Origin of the sequence: Intrasporangium flavum (genome assembly GCF_001956915.1) — a bacterium.
GTDB classification, from domain to species: Bacteria; Actinomycetota; Actinomycetes; order Actinomycetales; family Dermatophilaceae; genus Monashia; species Monashia flava.
In genome coordinates, this window is record NZ_MLJO01000026.1 from 165408 (window position 1) to 186679 (window position 21272).

Here is a 21272-nt window from a genome sequence, read left to right on the forward strand (position 1 = left end):
CCAGGTGGAGCAGTGCAGAGCGGTCGACGAGATGGACGCACCTGGGGCGGCGAGGCACGCGGGTGCGGATTCGACTGTGTGGCAGGGTGGCCCATCGTGCCTCGCCCTACTCGCCTCTCCCACGCCTTCGCCGCCTCGGCCCTGACGGCGCTCCTGGCCGGCTGTGGGTTCCCAGCCCTCACGGCGACCTCCCCCGGAGCGCAGCCGCACGCGTCGACGACCATCGACGGCACGGTCCCGGGGTCGGCGTCGAGCACCGTGGGCACCCCCGGCGCGGCGGACTCGACGCGCACGAGCACGGCACTGACGACGCCGGCCCAGGCCCGCGCCGCCCTCGCCCAGCTCGACCGGCTGCCGGTCAAGGGCCGCGCCCCGAAGACGGGCTACGCGCGTGACCGCTTCGGCCCCTCGTGGACCGACGACGTCGACGTCGCGGGCGGCCACAACGGCTGCGACACCCGCAACGACGTGCTGCGCCGCGACCTCACCGACGAGCGCCTCAAGCCCGGGACGCACGGCTGCGTCGTGCTCTCGGGCCGGCTCGCCGACCCCTACACCGGACGCGTCATCGCCTTCGAGCGCGGGGCGTCGACGTCGTCGAAGGTGCAGATCGACCACGTCGTCGCGCTCGGTGACGCGTGGGTCAAGGGCGCCCAGCAGCTGACGCCGGCCCAGCGCACCGCCCTCGCCAACGACCCGCTCAACCTTCTCGCCGTCGACGGACCGACCAACAGCGCCAAGCGCGACTCGGACGCGGCGTCGTGGCTGCCGCCCAACCGCGCGTTCCGCTGCACCTACGTGGCCCGGCAGGTGGCGGTGAAGGCCCGCTACCACCTGTGGGTCACCGGGGCCGAGAAGGCGCAGACGGCACGCCTGCTCGCGTCCTGCCGGTGAGCAGCGTGACCGCGGCGAGCAGGCAGAGGACGGTTCCGCCGATCGCGGGCACAGAGGCCCACGTGGCCGAGCCGATCCCGGCGTCCGACTGGAAGCCGCTGCCCACCTCGAGCACGAGCAGGTAGGCCGCCGCAGACACGTTGGCCGCCGCTGCGAGCACCGCGCCCCACGGTCGGCGGAGCCAGAGCAGGACGCCCGAGACGAGGAAGGCCGGGGCGAGCACGCCGAGGTCGAGGGCGTAGACGAGGTGGACCGCCTGCGGCGGCATGACGTCGTCAGGCAGCAGGCCGGTCACGGCGAACCGGACCGAGAACGTCCCCCAGGCGACGACCAGCCCGGCACCGAGCAGCGTCGTGAACGCCGCGACGACCCGCGCGGCCGGGCCCGTGCGGATCCCCGCCGCGAGCGCGTCGACGCCGAGGCTCGACCCGAGAAGGACCAGCGCGTACGTCGACAGCGAGAAGGCGGCCACGTGCAGGAGGAAGACGTCGCTGAACGCAGCACCGAAGGCGTAGTAGGCGTAGTTGTAGACGCCGTAGAACAACAGCCCCAGCCACACGGTGACCGATGCCGACGAAACGCGGGTCGTGCTGCGGTACAAGGAGATCGCGAGGGCAGGTACGACGACCAGGAGCGTCACGAGGTCGTTGCCGCGCAGCGCGGCGATGGCCCACGGCTGCTCGGGGTAGAGCCCCGGCACGCGCAGGCCGAGGAGCGACTGGACGAGCATCAGGCCCAGGACCACGAGCGAGAGCACCCTGGCGGCCGTGAGCCGCGGCCCCTCGTGCAGCAGGGCGACCCGGTCTCCGGGTGCCGCCCCGGCGCTCCGGGTCCTGTCCTCGACCCCACCGGCGACGCGCTGGGCACCCATGACGACCGACCTCCTCGGCGACGAGGCCTGCGCTCGGGCGACGCCCTGCCGGCGGGCTCCGCGCACGCCTCTCCTTCCACGCTAGGCCGGCCGGGACCGGGTGGCTCCGTCGTGTCGGCGGCCTCACACGGCAGGGCCGGAGACCTCTCGGTCGGGACCGCTGTCGGACCGTCCGCCTACCGTCGCGGGATGGACGAACCACGCAGCGGTGGGCCAGGGCGACCGCGCGTCGTCGTCACGACGACGGCGAGCCTCGACGGCCGGATCACCCCGTCGCGGGCCGAGCGACTCCTCGAGAAGGGCGTCTTCGACCGCTGGCGCGCGGCGTGGCCCGGCGACGTCGACGACCTCCACGAGCAGCGTCGCGCCTGGATCGAGGAGCACCACGCCCCCACGGTCACGCTCGAGGGGAGCGGCACGTTCGTCGCGGACGAGGTCGAGTCCGCCTATGCCCCAGCAGGTTCCGCGCCCGACGACGACCTACCCGCCGACCACCTCCCCCGCCGGGCCCCGCGCTGGTTCGTCGTCGTCGACGCCCGAGGCCGCGTCGACTGGACCTACTTCGGCGACGACACGACGGCCCTGCTCGTGCTCGTCTGCCGGTCGACGCCGCCCGGCTACCTCGCGCGGCTGCGCGAGGTCGGCGTCGGCTACCTCGTCGTCGGCGACGAGCGCGTCGACCTCGCCATGGCGCTGCAGCGGCTCGGCGACACGCTGGGCGCGACCTGCGTCGTCTCCGACGGCGGCGGCGGCCTCAACGGGGCGCTGCTGCGGGCCGGGCTCGTCGACGAGCTGCACGTGGTGACGTTCCCGGCCCTCGTCGGGGGCCTCGGCACGCCGTCCTTCGTCGACGGCCCGCCACTGTCCCCGGGCGGCGAGCCGACGCGCGTGCGGCCGCTCGGTGTCGTCACCGGCGCCGGGGGCAGCACGTGGGCGCGGTACGCCGTGGACCCTTCCTGACCCACCTCCCGCACCCGCGGTGACCCGGGCCGGCCGGGGGCGGCACAATGCCGGGCATGACCGACGCCGAGCGCGCCACGGAGGCGCGACAGCTCCTGCTCGCCCAGACCGACCGCGCGGCGTCCGGATCGCTCGAGGACCCCGCCCTCGTCGCGGCGGTCGTCGGCGTCGAGAGGCTCGTCGTCGCCACGGGTTCGACCGACGAGCAGACGCTGCGCGACGCGCTCGAGGGTCGCCCGGTGCCGGGTTCGGATGCCGAGGCCGTGGCCACGCTCGTCGCCGAGGCCGAGCAGCACGTGCTCGCCGGGCTGGCGCGGCGCGCCTCGGGGCAGTCGGTCGACGCCGGCGTCATCAACCCCGACGCGGGCACGTACCGCATGACGACCGACGCGATGCTCCTGCGGGCCGCGGTACGGGCGGGGCAGCGCTCGTTCGACGTCATGCCCTACTACCGGATCCGCTACGGCGAGCGTGGATCCCGCTTCGCGAGCAGCGACTCCGCGTGGCTCATCTCGCTCGCACCGCTCGGCGCCGACCGCGCGACGCGCCAGGTGCTCTGGCTCTCCGGCGTGCTCGCGGGTCGCGGCATGCCCTCGTGGCTCATGGAGCTGCACCTCGACGAGCTCGTCACCGAGGTGGGGGCGGTCGCCGGAGAAGCCGCGGTCGGCGCGCTGCCGGCGGCTCGCGACGCGGTGGCCGGGGCACGCCGGGCGCACGTCGACGACGAGCTGCTCGACCGGGCCGACGCCTGGGCCGACGACCTGCTCGGTGCGGACCTGCCGGTGCCGCGCACCGGGGCCTTGCTGGCTGCTGCCACGGCGGACGCCCTCGCCGGGGTCACGCTCGATGACCACTCCCTCGTGGGCTGGCTCACCGACCCGGTCCGCACCACGCCGGAGGCGGCGGCCTCCCTGCGCGAGCTGCGCCAGCGCATCCGCGACGCCGCCCGGCCCTGACGCAGCACCCGGTCAGGGCAGGAGGGCCGCGATCCCGTCGAGGACGAGGTCGAGGCCAGGCTCGAACTCGCGCGCGAAGGTGTAGCCCGGTGCGAGGACGACGTGCTCGGCGAACCACGCCATGTTGGGGTGCGCGCCGATGAGCTCGGCGAGCGGACCCGCGCTGACGAAGTCGGCGGCCTCCGGGCCGGAGTCGAAGGGCAGGGTCGTCTCCTGCAGGACGAAGCCGTACACGAAGGCGTCGACGACGGCGTAGGCGTGGGCCACGTGCTCGGGCGTGAACCCCGCCGCGCGCAGGCACGCGATGTTGGCGTCGTGGTAGGCGAGGGTGGCGGGCCCGGGCGCACGCCGTGACTCCATGAGCGGCAGGGCCCACGGGTGGCGTGAGAGCACCTCGCGCACGGACAGCGAGCGACGCCGCAGCTCGGCACGCCAGTCCCCCGACGGGTCGGGCAGCACGACCTCGTCGTAGACCCGGTCGACCATGCCGTCGAGGAGCGCGTCCTTGTTCGCGACGTGGTGGTAGAGCGACATCGCCTCGACGCCGAGCTCGCCGGCGAGGCGACGCATCGTCAGCCGCCCGAGCCCTTCGGCGTCGGCCATGGCGACGGCGGCGTCGAGGACGCCCTCGCGGGTCAGCTTGCGCGGGGGCATCGGCTCTCCTGGGGGTTGTCTGCCTTACGGCGTAATGCTAGCGTCAGCTCAAACCTTACGACGTAAGAGAGTGAGCGAACGGCCATGAACCCCTCGACCCCGACCCCCGCAAACCCGCCCTCGGCCTCGGCCGCCACCCAGCCCGCCCCGACCCGGGTGCGGGCCGTGACCCGCCGCTCGTACGGCGGCGTCGACCAGGTCCGCGTCGAGCACGTCGACCGTCGCGACCCGGGGCCCGGCGAGGTGCTCGTCGCGGTCCGGGCGGCCGGCCTCGACCGCGGCGCGCTGCACCTGCTCACCGGCACGCCGTACGCCGCCCGCGCAGCCTTCGGCCTGCGGCGGCCGCGCCAGCCGGTCCTCGGCCTCGAGCTGGCGGGCGAGGTCGTCGCGCTCGGGCCCGGCGTCACCGGGCCGGCGATCGGCGACCGCGTCTTCGGCACCGCCCCGGGCGCCTTCGCGGAGTACGCCGTGGCACGCGCCGACCAGCTGGCCCCGACGCCGGCCGGCGTCGACGACGTCCAGGCCGCCACGCTGAGCATCTCCGGTGGCACCGCGCTCGAGGCCGTGCAGCGGTACGCGCGCGTCGAGGCGGGTCAGCGCGTCCTCGTCCTCGGCGCGTCCGGCGGGGTCGGCAGCTTCGCCGTCCAGGTGGCGGCGCACCTCGGCGCCGAGGTGACGGCGGTGTGCAGCGCGGCCAAGGCCGACCTCGTCCGCGACCTCGGCGCCCGGCACGTCGCCGACTACCGCACCACGCCGGTCGCCGACCTCGACGGGCCCTTCGACGCGATCATCGACATCGCGGGCAACCGCCCGGTGCGCGAGCTGCGCCGCGCCCTGACGCCGACCGGGGCCCTCGTCATCGTCGGCGGCGAGGGCGGCGGTCGGTGGCTCGGCGGCCTGCACCGCAACCTGGCCGTCAGCGCCCTCGACCCGTTCTCCCGCCAGCACCTGTCGTGGTTCGTCACGCGGCAGTCGGGCGAGCTGTCGGCGCGACTCGGCGCGCTCGTCGAGACCGGCGCGATCCGCCCGGTGCTCGACCGCGTCGTCGGCCTCGACGGGGTCGCCGACGCCCTCGAGGCCATGGAGCGCGGCACGCTGCGCGGCAAGGTCGCCGTCCGGCCCTGAGCACGGGGCCGGCCCGCGCGTCGGGCCGTGGGTCAGGCCACCGGCTCGGGGCGTGCGTCGTTGCGTGCGTCGGGGCGCGGTTCGGACCGTCGCGACCGCCACCCGGCGAGCCCGAGGGCGGCGAGCGCCGTCGTCGCGAGGGCGGCGAGAACCGCCGGGACCCAGCCCGGAGCACCGAGCCCGCCACCGACGGCGGCGTAGAGCACGGCCCCGGGTGCCAGTCCGAGGGCGCTGCCCACGACGAACGAGGCGCGCGGCACGGCCAGGGCGCCGCTGCCGTAGTTGACGATCCCGAAGGGCAGCACCGGCACGAGCCGCAGCGACACCATGCCGGCGAGCCGGCCCGCCCGGGCACCGGCCGACTGCTCTCCCGCGGCCCGCGACACGGCGCCCTCGGCGCGACCGACGACCCGGTCGAGGCGCCCGCCGGGCCGGCGGGACCGCGCGACGAGGCGGGCCACCTCGTAGCTGCCCACCGACGCGAGGACCGCGGCCACCCACGCCAGCCCGGAGCCGGACCACGGGCCGAACGCCGAACCGGCGAGGACGGTCAGGACCGTCCGGGGCACCCCGAGCATCGTCGCGCCGACGAAGACCGCGAGGAACGCGGCGCCGAAGGCCACGGGCGAGGACGGCCCGAGCGACAGCAGCACGGCGTGCAGCCACGCCGCCGCCGCATGCACCGAGTCGTCCACCGTCACGCGCACCAGCATGGGACCCCGCCCCCGGTCGCGCCAAAACGGCCTCGACAACCGGTCGCCGGCCGGCGCGTCCGAGCCCTCGAAAAACTCGTGCGAAATGGGGCTTGACCTTGACGCAGCGTCAGGGTTGGACGCTCGTCCCATGACCACGAACACCGCCATCGAGATCGTCGGGCTCAGGCAGTCCTACGACGAAAACGCCGTGCTGAAGGGCGTCGACCTCAGCGTCCCCGCCGGCACGATCTACGCCTTGCTCGGCTCCAACGGCGCCGGCAAGACCACCATGGTCCGGATCCTGTCGACGCTCCTGCGGCCCGACTCCGGGACCGTCACCGTCCACGGCCACGACGTCACCACCGAGCCGCACGAGGTCCGCTCGGCGATCAGCCTGACCGGCCAGTTCGCCGCCGTCGACGAGGTCCTCACCGGCCGCGAGAACCTCGTCCTCGTCGCCGAGCTGCGCCGCATCGCCGACCCGGGCGCCGTCGCCGATGCGCTCCTGACGCGCTTCGACCTCACCGAGGCCGGGGCCCGACGCGTCGGCACCTACTCCGGTGGCATGCGGCGCCGCCTCGACATCGCGATGAGCCTCATCGGCGAGCCGGCCGTGCTCTTCCTCGACGAGCCGACGACGGGCCTGGACCCCCAGTCGCGGATCGAGGTCTGGAAGACCGTCCGCGAGCTGGCCGGCCGCGGCACCACGGTGCTCCTGACGACCCAGTACCTCGACGAGGCCGAGCAGCTCGCCGACCGCATCGCGATCCTGCACGACGGCCGGATCATCGCCGAGGGGACCCTCGCCGAGCTCAAGGCCCTCCTGCCGCCGGCCACCGTCGAGTACGTCGAGAAGCAGCCCACGCTCGAGGAGATCTTCCTCGCGATCGTCGGCCCGGGCCGCACCGAGCAGGCCGGCGACGACACATCCGCCAGCTCCCACACCCCCGCCACCCCCCACACCTCCGACAGCCACGACAACCAGGGAGCCCACCGATGACCACCCACGCCGCCGCCCCCGCCGCGCCCCACACGCTGGGCGACACGTTCAGCGACACCGCCGTGCTCACCAAGCGGTCGCTGCGCCACGTGCTGCGCAGCCCCGACACCATCATCACGACCGCGATCACCCCGATCGCGATGCTCCTGCTCTTCGTCTACGTCTTCGGCGGGGCCATCGACGTCGGCGGCGCGAGCTACGTGAACTACCTGCTGCCGGGCATCCTGCTCATCACCGTCGCGTCGGGGATCGCCTACACGGCCTTCCGCCTCTTCACCGACGTCTCCACCGGCATCGTCGAGCGGTTCCAGTCGATGCCGATCGCCCGGTCGGCGCTGCTCTGGGGGCACGTGCTCACCTCGGTCGTCGCCAACCTCGTGTCGCTCGCCCTCGTCATGGCGGTCGCCTTCCTCATGGGGTTCCGCACCGGTGCGGGTCTCGGCGCCTGGCTGCTCGTCATCGGCATCCTCGTGCTGTTCACGCTGGCGCTGACGTGGCTGGCCGTCATCCCCGGCCTCACCGCGAAGTCGGTCGACGGCGTCAGCGGGTTCTCCTACCCTCTGATCTTCCTGCCCTTCGTCAGCTCGGCGTTCGTGCCGACCGAGGGGATGCCGGGCCCGGTGCAGTGGTTCGCCGAGCACCAGCCGGTCACCTCGATCGTCGACACCATCCGCAACCTGTTCGCGGGCCAGCCCGTCGGCAGCACCGGCTGGGTCGCTGTCGGGTGGTGCGTCGGCCTCCTCGTCGTGGCCTACGCCCTCGCGATGCGCACCTACCGGCGCAAGGTCGGCTGACCCGGCACCGCGCGTCCGAACCCGCCACCCACCACCCGACCGGGAAGAATGAGCACATGCTGACGATCAGCCAGCTGGCCGCGTACGCCGGGGTCACCGTGCGCACGGTCCGGCACTACCACGCCAAGGGGCTGCTGCCCGAGCCCGAGCGCGACCACTCCGGCTACCGGCGCTACGACGCCGCGGCCGTGGTCGAGCTGGTCCGGATCCGCACGCTCGCCGACGCCGGGGTGCCGCTCTCGCGGGTCAGCCAGCTGCTCGACGCGGACGCGGTCGAGTTCGCGGCGGCGGTCGAGCAGATCGACCGCCGCCTCCGGGCCGAGATCCGCGAGCGGCAGCGGCACCGCGAGCGGATCGCCCAGCTCGCCGCCGGGGAGAGCCTGGCGCTGCCCCCGCCGGCGGTCGCCTACGTCGAGCGGATGCGTGAGCTCGGGTTCCCCGAACGGCTCATCGAGGTCGAGCGTGACAGCTGGATCCTCATCGCCGCGCAGGTGCCCGACCAGGTGTCGGCGCTCATGGAGATCAAGCACACCCAGCTGGAGCACCCCGTGCTCCGACGCCTCTACCTCGACATCGGCGACCTCGTCGACGCCGGCCCCGACGACCCGCGGCTGCCGGCGCTCGCCGACCGCGTGGCGGCCTTCATCGAGGCCGCGTCCGCGGAGGCCGTCGAGGCCGGTCGCGCCGAGGAGGACTACTCCATCAGCCCCGACCTCATCGAGCTGCTCGACACGACGTTCCTCGAGTCCTTCGCGTGCGCCGGCCGCCTGCTCGAGCTGCTCGAGGAGCGCGGCTGGACCGGCTGGACCGACATCCGGCGCAAGGAGCCCGTGCACTGACCACGTCACCGACGCGTGGGCGGCCTTGTCGCTCAGGCGAGGTCGAGGACGTCCGGATAGCCGGTCCACTGCTCGAGGGAGGCCCGCTCGGGGTAGTCGACGACGCGGGGCTCGACGTCGAACACCCGGGTCGCACCCGCGTCGAAGGTGGGCCATCCGGGGTCGCCGGTCGTCGCGAACGCGACCCACGCGCGGCGCAGCTGCGCCGACAGCGACTCGGCCTCGGGTCCGGGTTCGCCGATGAGCATCGCCGGCTGCCCCGCCGTGAGGGTGCCGAAGACGAGCGGCACGTCGAGGCCGTGGCAGGCGCCGAGGACGCCGCCCATGCCCGGTGCGGGCCACGTCAGCTCGTACACGTGGGCGGCGCCGGCGGCGGACAGCTGGGCCCGTGCGAGCAGCATCGAGGGCATCCGGAAGAGCCAGTCGGACCGGACCACCTCGTAGAGCCGCTCGGGGTCGGGGAAGCGGTCGCGGTAGGCCTGCGGGTCGGGTGCGAAGGCCTCCGCGGTCTCGGCGGCCTGTTCGGGTGTGACCTGTCCGAGCACGCCGGTGAGCAGGGACAGCAGCCGCTGCTCGTCGCGGGTGTGGCCGACCAGCAAGGGGACTCGCCCGGTCAGGCCCTCCCACGGCGTCGCCGGCAGGACGTCGCCGTCGACGACCGGCGCGATCGGCACCCGCGCGTGGGCGGCCCGGCCCCAGCGGTCGACGTGGCGGCCAACCTGCTCCAGCACGGCGTCCACGGCGACCGGCAGCAGGTCGGGGTCGACGGTCGGCAGGTCGGCGGGCGCGACGCCGAGCTCGTCGGCGCACACCCGCGTGACGTCGGCCGCGAGCGCCGGGGTGAAGAACGTGCCGGGCACGCTCTGGGCGATGGCGCGCCGGAAGAGCCCCTGCGCCCGCGGCATCGCGAGGAGCGCTGCGACAGAGCCACCCCCGGCGGACTGTCCGAAGAGCGTGACCCGGGCCGGGTCGCCACCGAAGGCGCCGGCGACCTCGCGCACCCACTCGAGCGCCGCCACCTGGTCGAGCAGCCCCCGGTTGGCCGGGGTGCCCTCGACGAGGCCGAACCCCTCGAGCCCGACGCGGTAGTTGAAGGTCACGACGACGACGCCGTGGCGGGCGAGCACGGAGCCGTCGAACTCGGGCAGGCCGGACGTGCCGAAGACGTAGGCGCCGCCCTGGATCCACACCATGACCGGGAGCCGGCCGGCGAGGTCGGGCGACCAGACGTTGGCGGTCAGCCATCCCGGGTCGGTGGACGCGGCGTCACCGCCCGGGCCCGGGTGCGGACCCGCACCCGCCGGCGCGGCGAGGCCGGACTGCGGTGGCGCGGGCCCGAAGGCCGACGCGTCGCGGACGCCGGTCCAGCCCCGCACCGGCCGAGGCTCGCCGAACCGCACGGGCAGGCTCGCGAAGGGGATGCCGCGGAACACCGCGACGCCCGCCTCGTGCCGGCCGCGCACGACGCCGCCCGGCACCTCGACCTCGACGCCCACCCCACGATGATGGCGGGCGCCGCAGGGGTGGGACGAGCCCTTTTCCCGAGCCGCCCGACGCCCACCGGGCAGGACCTCAGCCGACGGCAGCCGGCGCCGCACCGCCGACGGGTGCCGCGTCGGCGGGTCGGACCGCGGGGGCCGGCCGGGTGTCGAAGCCGCGGAACGAGCGGAACAGCAGCGGGCTGAGCGACGCCGCGAGGTAGGCGCCGCCGACGACCCACAGCGCGGCCTCGAGGCCGAGCCCGCTCGCGAGCAGCCCGCCGAGCACGCCGCCCAGAGGCATGAGCGACCAGCACAGGGCCGAGTTGAGCGAGGACACCCGGCCGGTCAGGTGCGGCGGGATCCGCTCGAAGACGACGGCGCCGAGGATCGGATTGAGGAACCCCGAGGCGAACCCGGACGCGGCGAACACGAGCAGGCAGACCCACAGCGGCGCGCCGAGCGCGAGGACGACGAAGCGCGGCAGCCCGGCGACGAGGAACCCGACGAGGTAGGTGCGGTAGCGCGGCAGCCGTGCGGCGTACCGGGCGGCCAGCAGCGCGCTGAGGACCGAGGCCGCCGACATGCCCGCGAGGAGCGTGCCGATGCCGACGGCCCCCGAACCGCTCTGCTGCCCCCACGCCGGCATGAGCACCGAGGTCCACGCGATGTCGAGCAGGTTGGTCGTGGCGACCATGGCGCTGAGCGCGACGAGCACCGGGTCGCGGCGCAGGAACTGCCAGCCCTCGCGCAGCTGCCGCACGTACGTCGCCGCCCGCCCGCTCGAGGCGCCCGCCGACGACGGGTCGTAGGCCGACACCCCGGAGGCCGACGGCCCCTCGGCGGCTGCCGACGCGTCGACCGTCGGCCGCAGGGCACCGGTCGTCGCGAGGACGACGGCCGCGCAGACCGCGAACGACGCGGCGTCGACGAAGAGCGCACCGACGGCGCCGAGGACGCCGACGAGCACCCCGGCGAGGGCGGCCCCGGCCATCGAGGCCGTCCGCTCGATCGCGCCGTGCAGCCCGGTGACCCGCTCGAGCGGGACGGCGGCGACCGACGCGACGCCCGGGACCATGGCGCTCTTGGCGCCGTCGCCCGGCCCGCGCAGGGCGCCTGCCAGCCCGACGAGCACGAGCAGGAGCGGCAGGTCGAGGCGGCCCGCCAGGTGCAGCGTCGGGATCGCCGCGACGGTCAGGGCCGAGCCGGCGTCGCACCAGACGGCGATGCGCCGCGCGCCGAGCCGGTCGACGAACGGGCCACCGAGGACCTTGAAGAGCACGAGCGGCGCCAGCTCGACCGCCGCGACGAGGCCGGTCTGGGTCAGCGAGCCCGTGGTCGTGAGCACGAACCACGGCAGGGCGATCATCGAGATCCGGGTGCCGACGAGCGAGATCGCCTCGGCGGTGAGCAGCCCATAGAGCGGCGTGCGGGTCATCGCGCGTCTCCTCTCAGGAGGTCGTCCCCGGCGTCGGGGTTGAGGTAGGCGTTCACGTTGACCGTCCAGGGCAGGGCGTCGGGGGTGTCCGGAGCGTCCTCGGCGAACTCCGTCAGCAGCCCGACCATCGCCTCGCGCAGCTCCGCGGCGCGGGCCGGGGTGAGGCGCAGGACCCAGTCGCTGAAGGTGGCCGCCTCCCGCCATGCCTGCGGCAGCCGTCGCTGCTGGGCGACCGCCCGCCCGAGCAGCTCGGTGTGCGTCGTCGCGACGGCCTGCAGGTAGGCGTCGCGGGCGTCGAGGTCGGCGGGCTCGACGCCGGCCTCGTCGCGCGGCGTGCGCGTCGAGGCGTGCACCGCGCGCCACCACCGCTCGCGGCCGTTGCCGCGCTCGGCGTCCTCCTCGATGAAGCCGTGCCGAGCCAGCTGGCGCAGGTGGTAGGACGTCGCGCCGGTGTTGAGGTCGAGGCGGCGGCCGAGGCCGGACGCGGTGTCGGGGCCGTCGACGCGCAGCATGCCGAGCATCCGGAGGCGGACGGGGTGCGCGAGCGCGCGCAGGGCCTCGGGGCCCGGGGTCACGAACGGTTCGCTCATGGGGCAAGTCTAGAACGCAAAGATCTATTTGCAAAGACTTCTTTGCAATCTGTTCGCCGGGGTTGTCCGGGCTTGTCCCGCCAATGTCCGTCGACGTCGGAAGCAGGCCCGGCGCGTCGCGGTCGGGGCCCGAGGACCGCTCGTACCGTCGAGGAGATGGACCGCCGCACGTTCCTCGCCTCCCTCGCCGCCGCCGTCGCCGCGGGGCTCGCGGGCTGCGGCGCCGAGCCGGCACCGGACGCGCGCCCGTCCCCGACGGTGGCCCGGTTCACCGCGCCGACCGGGCTGCGGAAGGTCCCACTGCCGCACGGGACCCTCTTCGAGCTGCCCGGCAAGGAGCGCACCGTCGCGCTGACGGTCGACGACGGCACCAGCTCGGCCGTCATCGAGGGGTACGCGACGCTGGCCCGCGACACCGGCCTGCGCCTCACCTTCTTCTGCAACGGCGTCAACGCCGGCTGGACCACCCACGCCGACCTGCTGCGTCCGCTCCACGACGACAACCAGATCTTCCTCGCCAACCACACGTGGTCGCACCCCAACCTGCTCCACCTGTCCGCGACGCGCGTGGCCCGCCAGGTCCGGCGCAACGAGGCGTTCCTGCAGAACACGTACGGCACGCTCGGGCGCCCCTTCATGCGTCCGCCCTACGGCGCCCACGACCGGGCCCTCGACGCCCAGCTGGCCGACCTCGGCTACCCCGTGGTGACGATGTGGCTCGGGGACCTCGGGGACTCCACGGTCGTGTCGCCGCGCACGATCGTGGCCAACGCGAAGGACTGGCTGCTGCCGGGCCACATCGTCATCGGGCACGCCAACCACCGGTCGGTCACGAAGGTGTACGGCCAGCTCGTCGAGATCATCCGCGCCCGGCACCTGCAGCCGGTGCACCTCGGCGACGTCTTCGAGGTCTGAGGCGGGGTCGACCGGCCACCGAGAACGGCGTCCGGTGGGACCTCAGAAGTTCGAGGCCATGTTCTGGAAGCGGCTGAAGTGGCCCTGGAAGGCGACGACGATCGTGTCGGTGGGACCGTTTCGGTGCTTGGCCACGATGAGGTCGGCCTCACCCTCACGGGGGCTGTCGCGCTCGTAGGCGGCCTCGCGGTGCAGCAGGATGACCATGTCGGCGTCCTGCTCGATGGAGCCGGACTCACGCAGGTCGCTCATCGCGGGCTTCTTGTCGGTGCGCTGCTCGGGGCCACGGTTCAGCTGGCTGATGGCGATGACCGGCACCTCGAGCTCCTTGGCGAGCAGCTTGAGCGCACGCGAGAACTCCGAGACCTCCTGCTGGCGCGACTCGACGCGCTTGCCGCTCGACATGAGCTGGAGGTAGTCGATGACGACAAGCTTGAGGTTGTGGCGCTGCTTGAGCCGGCGGCACTTGGCGCGGATCTCCATGAGCGACATGTTCGGCGAGTCGTCGATGAACAGCGGCGCGTCGGAGACGCGGCCCATCGTGGAGGCCAGACGCGTCCAGTCCTCCTCGCGCATCGTGCCCTTGCGCATGTGCTGGAGCTGGATGCCGGCCTCGGCCGAGAGCATGCGCATCGTGATCTCGGTGCGGCTCATCTCGAGGCTGAAGACGACCGAGGCCATCTTGTGCTTGATGGCGGCCGACCGGACGATGTCGAGGCCGATGGTCGACTTGCCCATGGCGGGTCGGGCCGCGATGACGATCATCTGGCCGGGGTGCAGGCCGTTGGTCAGGGCGTCGAAGTCGGTGAAGCCGGTGGGCACGCCGGTCATCTCGCCGGACCGGCCGGAGGCGACCTCGATCTCGTCGACCGTGGCCTCGATGATGTCGCCGATGGCGTGGTAGTCCTCGCCGCCGCGCTTGTCGGCGACGGCGTAGACCTCGGCCTGCGCGGCGTTGACGATGTCCTCGACGTCGCCGCCGCCCTGGGCGTAGCCGAGCTGGACGATGCGGGTGCCGGCCTCGACGAGGCGGCGCAGCACGGCGCGCTCGGCGACGATCTGGGCGTAGTAGCCGGCGTTGGCGGCCGTGGGGACCGACGCGATGAGCTGGTGCAGGTAGGCCTGGCCACCGACGCGGGTGAGGTCGCCGCGCTTGGTCAGCTCGTCGCTGACGGTGATGGCGTCGGCCGGCTCGCCCCGACCGTAGAGGTCGAGGATGGCGTCGTAGATGAGCTCGTGCGCCGGGCGGTAGAAGTCGGTGCCCTTGAGCTGCTCGACGCAGTCGGCGATGGCGTCCTTGGACAGGAGCATGCCGCCGAGGACCGACTGCTCGGCGCCGACGTCCTGCGGCGGGAGGCGGTCGTCGGGCGGCCCACCCTCACGCGCCGACGACGCGAACGCGCTGGTGCTCAGCTCGTCGAGCGACACAGATTCACCTTCCCCTGACTGACGGAACTACATCGGTGCAACTCAGTAGACACCCATCCACCGACAGGTGCGACGGGACCCGGTCCGATGTCCGATCCGATGAGTCGTGCCACCCTCCCCGGGAGCACCGGCCCACCGTAGGGCGGTCCCGGCGCGACCTTCAACCTCAGGGCCCCCACGTCGCGCAAAGCCTGTGGACAACCGGTGGACGACGGATCGCGACACGCCGTCAACAACTGTGGAGAACGTGTGTGTACAACTGTGGGGACACGATCGGGCACCTCCACGGTCAGGGGCGCTGACCTGCGACGACGTGCATCCACGGGGTGTGGAGGAGAACTTCCACCGGCCTGTGAGTTGTCCACAGCGGGACAAGCCCATCGGTTTTGACATTTGGGGAAAGTCCCTTTACCACGCCATAGATCACGGCGTGGGCGATTCGGACAAACCGGCCGCCGACGCGTCGTAGTAGTCGCGGTTGCGCAGCCGTGCCGCGGCGGCCTCGTCGAGGACGACGAACGCCTCCGCGTGCCACTGGATCACCGAGCCCGGGCACGAGGCCGACAGCGGCCCCTCGACGGCGGCCGCGACGGCCGCCGCCTTGCCCTGGCCCGACGCGACGAGGACGAGGCGACGCGCGTCGAGGACGGTGCCGAGGCCCTGGGTGACGCAGTGCGTCGGCACGGCGTCGACGTCGCCGCCGAAGAAGCGCGCGTTGTCGCGCCGCGTACGGTCCGAGAGCCGCTTGACCCGGGTCCGGGACGCGAGGGAGGAGCCCGGCTCGTTGAAGCCGAGGTGGCCGTTGGCGCCGATGCCGAGGATCTGCACGTCGACCCCGCCGGCGGCCGCGATCCCCCGCTCGTACTCGACGGCGGCCGACGCGAGCTCGCGCTCGGTGGTCCCGGACCCGTCGGGCACGAAGAGCCGGTCCGGCGCCAGCCGCAGCGGCCGGCACACCTCGCGCAGCAGCACCTCGCGGTAGGACTCGGGATGCCCCGCGGGCAGCCCGACGTACTCGTCGAGGGCGAAGCCGCGGGCCCGGGTCAGGTCGAGCCGGCCGGCCTCGACGGCACGCGCGAGCTCGGCGTAGAGCCCGAGCGGCGAGGACCCGGTGGCGAGCCCGAGCACCGGGTCGTGACGCTCCGCGTCGTGAGGCCCCGTGCCGGACGCGGCGGGCAGTCCGGCGAGGACGACGTCGGCCGCCCGGCGGGCGACGTCGGCGGACGTCGGCAGGACGATGACCTCCATCAGCCCACCCTCTCACCGGCGCGGTCGGCCGGTGCCGCACCGTCCACGCCGTCCACGCCGTCCACGCCGTGCACGCCCTCCACGCCGTCGGCGTCGGGACGGATGGCGAGGAACGCCGCGCCGACCGCCGCGACGGGGAGCGAGGCCGGCAGCAGCCCGAACCGGTCGGGCAGGTCGAGCGCCGCGACGAGCCGCGAGGCCCGTGAGCGCCGCACGAGGTCGGACCGGACCGCGTCGTGCAGCGGGGCACCGAGCCCGGCGAGCCCGCCGCCGGCGACCACGTGCTCGGCGCCCGAGGCCAGCGCGAGCACCTGGACCGCGAGCCCGATGCCGCTCGCGAGGACGTCGACGGCCACCCGTGCCGCGAGGTCGCCCGCCGCGGCCGCGACGAACGGGTCCGGGGCCAGGCGGGTGCGCTGCGGCCAGAGCCGGGCCAGCGCCGAGCCGGAGGCGACGGTCTCGAGGCAGCCGACCTGCCCGCACGAGCAGGGGACGTCGCCGGCGACGGGCAGGTGCCCGATCTCCCCGGCGGCGCCCGCGATCCCGCGCACGACGACGCCGTCGCGCACCACCGCGGAGGCCAGGCCGGTACCGAGGTTGAGGTAGGCGAGCGCCCCGGGGCCGGAGCCGCCCGGCCCGGCGTCGCCGGACGCGTCGACCGTCAGCCGCCAGGCGCCGAGCGCCGCGGCCTTGACGTCGTTCTCGACGGCGACGGGGTGCCCGAGCCGGAGCCCGAGCCCGCCCGCGAGGTCGACCGCCTCGACGTCGAGGTTGACGGCGTGCCGCGCGAGTCCCGTCGCGGGGTCGACGAGCCCGGGCATGCAGGCGCCGACGCCGGCCACCTCGGCCACGCCGCCCGCCTCGAGCGCGACCTCGAGCGCGAGCCGCGCCGCGACCTCGACGACGCCGTGCGGCCCTCGCCCGGACGGCGTCGTGCGCAGCGCCAGCACCGACGCGTCCGGCGCGACGAGGGCTACGGCGGTCTTCGTGCCGCCGATGTCGATCCCGAGCCGCGGCGCCGGACCGGCGCCCGGTCTCACGTGCCGACCCCGAGGTAGCGACCGAGGGCCCGCGCCACGACGACGGACCCGCCGTAGGCGACGAGGTCGGCACCTCCGCGGGGCCAGCCGCAGTCCACGACGATCGTCGGGTGGCCTTGCACGCGAAGCTCGCTCGCGACCCGCCAGGCCGGGTGCGTCGGCGCCAGGCCTCGGGCGGCGACCGCCACCTTGGCCCCCTCCGGCACGTCCGAGACCGGCACGGTGAGTCCGGCCGCGAGCGGCCCCCAGGCGACGCGTCCCACGGCGAGGTTGGGGTCGGAGGCGACCTGCACGATGCACGGCACCCCCTCGGCGGCCCGCCAGGCGTCGCTCGCGGGCGTCGTCGTGAAGCCGTCGGAGAGCAGGTCGTCGGCCCAGACCCCGGCCGAGCCGGGTCGCTCCGAGGACACCGGTCCCGGCGGGAAGGTGGCCGACAGCAGGGCGACGCGGTCGGCGGCGTCCTCGAGGCGGCTCACCGGCAGGCGCCCCTCGTCCACGGCCGCGACGACCGCGTCGACGACCGCGAGCAGCTCCGCCTCGGTCGTCTCCGAGCCGATGCAGAGCAGGTCGCAGCCCGCGGCGAGCGCCCGCACGGCGGCCTCGGGGATGCCGGTCACCGCGGACGCGCCCGCCATGTCGAGCGCGTCGGAGACGATGACGCCGGTGAAGCCGAGCCGCCCGCGCAGCACGTCGCCGAGGACGACGGGCGAGAACGTCGCCGGGCGGTCGGGGTCGATGGCCGACACGACGACGTGCGAGGTCATGACCGACGCGACGCCCGCCTCGACCGCGGCCCGGAACGGCTCGAGCTCGCGGGCGTCGAGGACCTCGAGCCCGGCGTCGACGCGCGGGAGGGCGAGGTGGGAGTCGGTGACGGTGTCGCCGTGGCCGGGGAAGTGCTTGGCGCAGGCCGCGACGCCGACCGACTGGATGCCCTCGACGTAGGCCGCCGAGTGCCGGGCCACGTGCCCCGCGTCGGCACCGAAGCTCCGCGAGCCGATGACCGGGTTCTCGTCGGCGGAGTTGACGTCGACGACGGGCGCGAGGTCGAGGTTGATGCCGTAGGAGGCGAGCTCGGTGCCGATGACCGACGCCGACCGACGCGTCAGGCCGGTGTCGTCGAGGCGGCCGAGGAGGGCGTTGCCCGGCTGGGTCGACCCGGTCGGGTAGTGCAGCCGGGTGACGTCGCCGCCCTCCTCGTCGACCGAGACGAGCAGGCGCGGCGCGGCCGCCCGGAGGTCGGCGCACAGTGCCGCGAGCTGGTCGGGGTCGACGACGTTCGCGCCGTAGAGGCACACCGCGGCCAGGCCGGACGCGTGCTCGCGCGCGACCCAGTCGGGCGGCGTCGTGCCGACGAAACCGGGCATGAGCGTGCCGAGGACGAGGCGCCGCAGCGCCTCTCGGGAGATCGTCATGTCAGCCCTTCACCGCCCCGCCGACCAGGCCGTTGCTCATCCGCCCTTGGACGACGAGGAAGAAGACGATGACCGGCACGGCCACGACCGTCGAGGCGGCCATGACCTGACCCCAGTCGGTCTCGCGGGTCGCGCTGGCCTGCACGAAACCGCGCAGCCAGAGCGGGAGCGTCCGCGCCTGGTCCTCGGTCATGACCACGAGCGCCACGGTGAACTCGTTCCACGCCTGAAGGAACGCGTACACGCTCGAGGCGACGACGCCGGGAGCCAGCAGCGGGAAGGTGATCCGCAGGAACGCCTGGGTGCGCGAGAGCCCGTCCACCATCCCCGCCTCCTCGAGCTCGACCGGCACCCCGGCGACGAAGCCGCGCAGCATCCACACGGTGAACGGCACGACGGCCGCCGTGTAGAGGATCGCCAGACCGAGGACGTTGTTGAGCAGGCCGACCGAGCTCATCATCTTGTACTGCGCGATGAACAGGCCCTCGGCCGGGAGCATCTGGATGAGGAGCAGGGCGAGCACGAACGTGCGGCGGCCCCGGAACCGGAACCGGCTGATCGCGAGCGCGCCGAGGAAGGCGATGACGATCGCCGCGACCACGGTCGTCAGCGTCACGAGGAGCGAGATCCCCAGGGCGCGGAGGAATCCCGGGTCCTGCAGGACGGTGCGGAAGTTGTCGAGCGACCCGCCGAAGGGCAGGAACGTCGGCGTGGTCCGCTGCAGGGTGACCTTGTCGAGGAAGGCCGAGTTCAGCATCCAGTACACCGGGAAGGCCCAGACGAGGGCGAGGGCGACGGCGAGGACCGTGAGGAGCGTGCGGCGCGTCGTGCGCCGCGTCGTGCGACGCGTCGTGTGATGCGAGCGGGTCGGGCGCGTCAGGGCGCTCACGGGGTCTCCTCCTTCATGAGGGAGCGGACGTAGTACCAGCTGACCGCGACGGTGATCAGGAGCATGAGGATCGAGACCGCGCTGGCCGAGCCGAAGTCACCGGCGCCCGTGCCGAGCTGGTAGATGTACGTGCCGAGCAGGTGGGTCTCGTTGGCGACGCCACCGGCGTCCTGCAGCAGCTTGACCTGGGTGAACACGCGCAGGTCCCAGATGAGCTGGAGCAGCAGCACGATCGAGATGACCGGCGCGACGAGCGGCAGGATGATGTGCCGGAGGCGCAGCCAGCCGCCGGCACCGTCGATCTCGGCGGCCTCGAGCACCTCGGGCGACAGCTGCGTCAGCCCCGCGTAGATCGACAGGGCGACGAACGGCACGCTCATCCACACGACGATGACACCGGCGACGACGAAGAACGACAGCGGCTGCACGAGCCAGTTGTGCCCGGACGCGTCGACCCCGACCTGCTCGAGCAGCCAGTTGAGCAACCCGTTGCGCCAGTTGACGATCCACGTCCACACGGTCATCGAGGCGACGACCGGCATCGCCCACGCGAGCAGGAGCGCCACCTGCAGGCAGAGCCGCCCGACGCGTCCGGCCGCGCCCATGAGCAGCGCCAGGCCGAGGCCCACCACGACCGTCACGAGCGCGCAGACGACGCAGAAGACGAGCGAGCGGGCGACGACGAGCCAGAGGTTCGCGTCGGTGAGCAGGGCGACGTAGTTGTCGAGCCCGACCCACTCCGGCGGCTGCCCGAACTGTTGGGCGAGGCCGAACTTCTGGAAGCTCGTGACGACCTGCCAGCCCACCGGGTAGCCGAGGGCCACGAGGAGGACGAGCAGCGTCGGCACGGTGAGGACCGCGGGCGTGAGGCGTCGGGGCGGTCGGGGCGGGGCCACCGGGTCGGGGGCGCGGGAGGTGTCGGGCGGAGCGGGCGCCGTCGTGGTCATGACTGGCCTTTCGAGCCTGGGTCCGGGGGTGGGCCGGCGGCCGGGTGGAGGGGGTCCCGGCCGCCGGAGCCGGTCAGGCGGTCTGGCGTGCGGCGCAGGCCGTCACTTGAGGTTGAGCAGCGGCGTGATCTTGGCGTCGTACTCCTTGGCCAGGGCCGTGAGGTCGGACGCGTCCTTGATCTTGGAGAAGAACTCCTCCATGACCATCTTCGACTCGACGGTCGCCCAGCCCGGGGCCGCCGGCGTCAGCTTCGAGGTGGCCGCCGAGTCGATCGTCGCCTTGGCGAACGCGTCGGTCCCGAGCGAGCTGACGTAGTCGGAGTTGGCCGGGCCGAGGCCGGCGCCGCCGAGCTTCTTCTGGTAGTCGGCCGAGAAGATGATCTTGAGCAGCTCGCGCGAGAGCTCCTGGTGCTGGCTCGCCTTGGAGATCGCGATGTTCGAGCCGCCGGCGAAGACCGGCGCCGGCTTGCCGTCGGTGCCCGGCAGGACGAACGCGGTGAACGTCTTGTCGTTCCACTCGCGGACCTTCTTGCCGTCCTTCTCCTTGAGGTCGCCGATGGAGAAGTGCGCCCAGCCCGGGGCCATGATCGTGGCGGCCGCGAGCGAGGTCTTGCCGGTGACGTTCTGGTTCTCGTCGAGGATCTCGTCCGCGTCGTTGACGTAGAGCCACGGCGTCTGGTCCTTGGCGTCGGCCGGGGCCTTGGAGGCGTTGCGGTAGAGGTCCTGCAGCTGGGTCAGGCCCTTGACGGTGTTCGGGTCCGACAGCGTCGAGACCCACTGCCCGTTCTCCTTCTTGGCGAGGTCGCCGCCGTTGGCGAAGATCCACGAGATGCCGTTGCGCCAGTCCTGGCCGCCGAGGAAGAACCCGCTGAAGTTCTTGATGTTGCGGGGGTTCTTGGCCGTGATCGTCTTGACGGCGGTGTTGAACTCCTCGAGCGTCTTCGGCGCGGCGACGCCCGCCTCCTTCCAGAGGTCGGCGCGGGCGAACATGTAGCGCGAGCCGAAGTAGTACGGCAGCGCGTACTTCTTGCCGTCGACCGAGCCGACGTCGACGAACGACTGGAGCAGCTTGCTGCCGCCGAGCTGGTCGTAGAGG

General features: G+C 73.7%; 21 protein-coding genes. 8 read left to right on the forward strand and 13 right to left on the reverse strand.

Translation table 11 applies throughout. The features are described 5' to 3' along the window. Positions 1-96: 96 nt before the first annotated feature. Entirely contained in the window at positions 97-894 is a 798-nt protein-coding gene (locus BIV28_RS20345) for an HNH endonuclease family protein (RefSeq protein WP_076263903.1), read from the forward strand. On the opposite strand, the gene BIV28_RS18045 is transcribed toward BIV28_RS20345, so the two are convergent. After that, positions 842-1765 (reverse strand): hypothetical protein, encoded by a 924-nt coding sequence (locus BIV28_RS18045; RefSeq protein WP_076263904.1) that lies wholly within the window; start codon positions 1763-1765, stop codon positions 842-844. The two genes, BIV28_RS20345 and BIV28_RS18045, sit on opposite strands and share 53 nt — an antisense overlap. Positions 1766-1954: 189 nt before the next feature. Here BIV28_RS18045 and BIV28_RS18050 point away from each other — a divergent pair, with 189 nt between their 5' ends. Continuing rightward, positions 1955-2725: a RibD family protein gene (locus BIV28_RS18050; RefSeq protein ID WP_076263905.1), complete on the forward strand. Its 771-nt coding sequence runs from the start codon at positions 1955-1957 to the stop codon at positions 2723-2725. A gap of 56 nt (positions 2726-2781) precedes the next feature. Next, positions 2782-3681: a hypothetical protein gene (locus tag BIV28_RS18055; RefSeq protein WP_207556085.1), complete on the forward strand. Its 900-nt coding sequence runs from the start codon at positions 2782-2784 to the stop codon at positions 3679-3681. Positions 3682-3693: 12 nt separating this feature from the next. Here the strand turns inward: BIV28_RS18055 and BIV28_RS18060 are convergent, their stop codons facing one another. Continuing rightward, positions 3694-4335, reverse strand: coding sequence for a TetR/AcrR family transcriptional regulator (locus BIV28_RS18060; RefSeq protein ID WP_076263907.1), 642 nt, complete (start codon positions 4333-4335; stop codon positions 3694-3696). An 84-nt stretch (positions 4336-4419) separates the two neighbouring features. On the opposite strand from BIV28_RS18060, the gene BIV28_RS18065 reads away from it, so the two are divergent. Beyond that, on the forward strand, positions 4420-5460 hold the full coding sequence (locus tag BIV28_RS18065; RefSeq protein ID WP_076263908.1) for an NAD(P)-dependent alcohol dehydrogenase: 1041 nt from the start codon (positions 4420-4422) through the stop codon (positions 5458-5460). A 32-nt stretch (positions 5461-5492) separates the two neighbouring features. Here BIV28_RS18065 and BIV28_RS18070 read toward each other — a convergent pair whose 3' ends face one another. Then, entirely contained in the window at positions 5493-6161 is a 669-nt protein-coding gene (locus tag BIV28_RS18070; protein WP_207556086.1) for a TVP38/TMEM64 family protein, read from the reverse strand. 142 nt (positions 6162-6303) lie between these two features. On the opposite strand from BIV28_RS18070, the gene BIV28_RS18075 reads away from it, so the two are divergent. The 3 genes from BIV28_RS18075 to BIV28_RS18085 are packed head-to-tail and all read left to right on the forward strand — an operon-like array spanning position 6304 to position 8788. Further along, complete coding sequence (locus BIV28_RS18075) at positions 6304-7155, forward strand: ABC transporter ATP-binding protein (RefSeq protein WP_083707483.1); 852 nt, start codon at positions 6304-6306, stop codon at positions 7153-7155. Beyond that, positions 7152-7949 carry an ABC transporter permease gene (locus BIV28_RS18080; RefSeq protein WP_076263910.1) on the forward strand — a complete coding sequence of 266 codons (798 nt, stop codon included), beginning with the start codon at positions 7152-7154 and terminating at the stop codon, positions 7947-7949. The genes BIV28_RS18075 and BIV28_RS18080 overlap by 4 nt, the downstream gene beginning before the upstream one ends. A 56-nt stretch (positions 7950-8005) precedes the next feature. After that, complete coding sequence (locus BIV28_RS18085) at positions 8006-8788, forward strand: MerR family transcriptional regulator (RefSeq protein ID WP_076263911.1); 783 nt, start codon at positions 8006-8008, stop codon at positions 8786-8788. Between the two features lie 32 nt (positions 8789-8820). Here the strand turns inward: BIV28_RS18085 and BIV28_RS18090 are convergent, their stop codons facing one another. From BIV28_RS18090 to BIV28_RS18100, 3 genes are all read right to left on the reverse strand, one after another. Continuing rightward, positions 8821-10284, reverse strand: coding sequence for a carboxylesterase/lipase family protein (locus tag BIV28_RS18090; RefSeq protein ID WP_076263912.1), 1464 nt, complete (start codon positions 10282-10284; stop codon positions 8821-8823). A 76-nt stretch (positions 10285-10360) separates the two neighbouring features. Then, complete coding sequence (locus BIV28_RS18095; RefSeq protein WP_076263913.1) at positions 10361-11704, reverse strand: MFS transporter; 1344 nt, start codon at positions 11702-11704, stop codon at positions 10361-10363. After that, positions 11701-12294, reverse strand: a complete 594-nt coding sequence (locus BIV28_RS18100; protein WP_076263914.1) for a winged helix-turn-helix domain-containing protein — start codon at positions 12292-12294, stop codon at positions 11701-11703. Before BIV28_RS18100 ends, BIV28_RS18095 begins: the two co-directional genes overlap by 4 nt. 156 nt (positions 12295-12450) lie before the next feature. Between BIV28_RS18100 and BIV28_RS18105 the strand changes: the two genes are divergently transcribed. Then, positions 12451-13209, forward strand: coding sequence for a polysaccharide deacetylase family protein (locus tag BIV28_RS18105; protein ID WP_076263915.1), 759 nt, complete (start codon positions 12451-12453; stop codon positions 13207-13209). A 42-nt stretch (positions 13210-13251) separates the two neighbouring features. On the opposite strand, the gene dnaB is transcribed toward BIV28_RS18105, so the two are convergent. The 7 genes from dnaB to BIV28_RS18140 form a co-directional block, all read right to left on the reverse strand. After that, positions 13252-14637 carry a replicative DNA helicase gene (dnaB, locus tag BIV28_RS18110; protein ID WP_076263916.1) on the reverse strand — a complete coding sequence of 462 codons (1386 nt, stop codon included), beginning with the start codon at positions 14635-14637 and terminating at the stop codon, positions 13252-13254. 423 nt (positions 14638-15060) lie between these two features. Continuing rightward, on the reverse strand, positions 15061-15885 hold the full coding sequence (locus tag BIV28_RS18115; RefSeq protein WP_076263917.1) for a glucosamine-6-phosphate deaminase: 825 nt from the start codon (positions 15883-15885) through the stop codon (positions 15061-15063). Continuing rightward, entirely contained in the window at positions 15885-16925 is a 1041-nt protein-coding gene (locus BIV28_RS18120; RefSeq protein ID WP_076263918.1) for an ROK family protein, read from the reverse strand. Before BIV28_RS18120 ends, BIV28_RS18115 begins: the two co-directional genes overlap by 1 nt. Beyond that, positions 16922-18340, reverse strand: a complete 1419-nt coding sequence (gene nagZ, locus BIV28_RS18125) for a beta-N-acetylhexosaminidase (RefSeq protein ID WP_076263919.1) — start codon at positions 18338-18340, stop codon at positions 16922-16924. Before nagZ ends, BIV28_RS18120 begins: the two co-directional genes overlap by 4 nt. Position 18341: 1 nt before the next feature. Continuing rightward, positions 18342-19220, reverse strand: coding sequence for a carbohydrate ABC transporter permease (locus BIV28_RS18130; RefSeq protein WP_242653125.1), 879 nt, complete (start codon positions 19218-19220; stop codon positions 18342-18344). A gap of 5 nt (positions 19221-19225) precedes the next feature. Then, positions 19226-20176, reverse strand: coding sequence for a carbohydrate ABC transporter permease (locus tag BIV28_RS18135; protein ID WP_076263921.1), 951 nt, complete (start codon positions 20174-20176; stop codon positions 19226-19228). A gap of 102 nt (positions 20177-20278) precedes the next feature. Then, the coding region (locus tag BIV28_RS18140; protein WP_076263922.1) for an extracellular solute-binding protein at positions 20279-21272 on the reverse strand (994 nt) is incomplete at its 5' end.

Excerpts from the sequence above, each read along its gene's own strand:
- nagZ (WP_076263919.1), bottom strand. The coding sequence starts at position 18,340 with ATGACGATCTCCCGAGAGGCGCTGCGGCGCCTCGTCCTCGGCACGCTC.
- BIV28_RS18080 (WP_076263910.1), top strand. The coding sequence starts at position 7,152 with ATGACCACCCACGCCGCCGCCCCCGCCGCGCCCCACACGCTGGGCGAC.
- BIV28_RS18095 (WP_076263913.1), bottom strand. The coding sequence starts at position 11,704 with ATGACCCGCACGCCGCTCTATGGGCTGCTCACCGCCGAGGCGATCTCG.
- BIV28_RS18055 (WP_207556085.1), top strand. The coding sequence starts at position 2,782 with ATGACCGACGCCGAGCGCGCCACGGAGGCGCGACAGCTCCTGCTCGCC.
- BIV28_RS18075 (WP_083707483.1), top strand. The coding sequence starts at position 6,304 with ATGACCACGAACACCGCCATCGAGATCGTCGGGCTCAGGCAGTCCTAC.
- BIV28_RS18045 (WP_076263904.1), bottom strand. The coding sequence starts at position 1,765 with ATGGGTGCCCAGCGCGTCGCCGGTGGGGTCGAGGACAGGACCCGGAGC.
- BIV28_RS18050 (WP_076263905.1), top strand. The coding sequence starts at position 1,955 with ATGGACGAACCACGCAGCGGTGGGCCAGGGCGACCGCGCGTCGTCGTC.
- BIV28_RS18060 (WP_076263907.1), bottom strand. The coding sequence starts at position 4,335 with ATGCCCCCGCGCAAGCTGACCCGCGAGGGCGTCCTCGACGCCGCCGTC.
- BIV28_RS18115 (WP_076263917.1), bottom strand. The coding sequence starts at position 15,885 with ATGGAGGTCATCGTCCTGCCGACGTCCGCCGACGTCGCCCGCCGGGCG.
- BIV28_RS18065 (WP_076263908.1), top strand. The coding sequence starts at position 4,420 with ATGAACCCCTCGACCCCGACCCCCGCAAACCCGCCCTCGGCCTCGGCC.
- BIV28_RS18100 (WP_076263914.1), bottom strand. The coding sequence starts at position 12,294 with ATGAGCGAACCGTTCGTGACCCCGGGCCCCGAGGCCCTGCGCGCGCTC.
- BIV28_RS18085 (WP_076263911.1), top strand. The coding sequence starts at position 8,006 with ATGCTGACGATCAGCCAGCTGGCCGCGTACGCCGGGGTCACCGTGCGC.
- BIV28_RS18105 (WP_076263915.1), top strand. The coding sequence starts at position 12,451 with ATGGACCGCCGCACGTTCCTCGCCTCCCTCGCCGCCGCCGTCGCCGCG.
- BIV28_RS18135 (WP_076263921.1), bottom strand. The coding sequence starts at position 20,176 with ATGACCACGACGGCGCCCGCTCCGCCCGACACCTCCCGCGCCCCCGAC.